Here is a 1,419-nt window from a genome sequence, read left to right on the forward strand (position 1 = left end):
GGATGGCGTCCCCTCTTGTGGTGTAGCCGATCACGTCGGGGGTGTGCGCCGGGGTGCATCGGGTGGGTAGCCCCCGCTCCCTGCCCATGGGGCGGGCCACCATGCAACTCTTCCTGGTGAACGGCCAGTTCAACCCGGGAGGTGCGTGGTGGCCCTGTCCCAGTCTGACCTACTTCGCCTGCTGGAGTCACTACGCTCGTCGGACGGACTCGAACTCGTCCGGAACGTGGCCGAGCGGATGCTGCAGGAACTGATCGAGGCCGAAGCCACCGCGAAGATCGGCGCGGGGTGGAACGAGCACACCGACACTCGCACCGCGCTGCGTAACGGACACCGCGACAAGACGTTGAGCACGCAGGCCGGCGACCTGGACCTGGCGATTCCCAAGCTGCGGTCGGGAAGCTTCTTCCCGAGCCTGCTGGAACGGCGGCGCCGGATCGACCAGGCCCTGTATGCCGTCATCATGGAGGCCTACGTCCACGGAGTGTCCACCCGCTCGGTCGATGACCTGGTCAAAGCCCTCGGCGCGGACACCGGGATATCCAAGAGTGAGGTCTCGAGGATCTGCACCGACCTCGACCGGCAGCTGATCGCCTTCCGCACCCGGCCCCTGGACCACACACGCTTCCCCTACCTGTATCTGGACGCCACCTACTGCAAGGCCCGCGTCGAGCACCAGATCGTCTCCCGGGCCGTGGTCATCGCCACCGCGGTCACCGAGGACGGCGGCCGCGAGGTCCTGGGGGTGATGGTCGGGGACAGCGAGACCGAACTGTTCTGGACCCAATTCCTCCGTCACCTGCGCGAACGAGGCCTGACCGGCGTCCGCCTCGTGATCGGCGACCACCATACGGGCCTGGTCAAGGCCATCCGCAAGGTGATGATCGGCGCGGCCTACCAGCGCTGTCGGGTCCATTTCCTGCGCAACACCTTCGCGGTGATCCCGAAGGACGCTGGCGAGATGGTCGCCGCAACCATCCGCACGATCTTCGCCCAGTCCACCGCCCAGGCGGTACGCGCCCAGCTGCAGACCGTGGCCGACATGCTCGGAACCCAGTTCCCCAAGGTCAAGACGATGCTGCTGGACGCCGAGGAGGACCTGACGGCCTTCGCGGTCTTCCCCGAACGACATTGGAAGAAGATCCAGTCGACGAACCCCCTGGAGCGAGTCAACCGCGAGATCAAGCGCCGCATCGATGTCGTCCAGGTCTTCCCCAACGACGACGCCCTGCTATGGCTGGTCACCGCCGTCCTGTTCGAGATGCACGACGAATGGATCGCCTTCCCCCGCCGCTACCTCCCCGAAGGCAGCATGGAACAGATCTACCCTGCCGAGCTCCCCGAAGGCGCCCCCGCACTCCCCAACACCACGAAGACAACCGCCGGATGATCGGCTACACCACAAGAAGGGACGCCATC

Annotated in this window: 1 protein-coding gene; it reads left to right on the forward strand. The window is 66.0% G+C overall.

Features of this window, described 5'->3' with window-relative positions; translation table 11 throughout:
- Positions 1 to 148 precede the first annotated feature (148 nt).
- A complete protein-coding gene (locus tag ACIP98_RS42505) occupies positions 149 to 1,390 on the forward strand; it encodes an IS256 family transposase (RefSeq protein ID WP_401982255.1) in 1,242 nt (413 codons plus the stop codon).
- Positions 1,391 to 1,419 lie beyond the last annotated feature (29 nt).

The sequence above is a fragment of the Streptomyces sp. NPDC088354 genome, from assembly GCF_044753585.1.
In the GTDB taxonomy this organism is placed as follows: Bacteria; Actinomycetota; Actinomycetes; order Streptomycetales; family Streptomycetaceae; genus Actinacidiphila.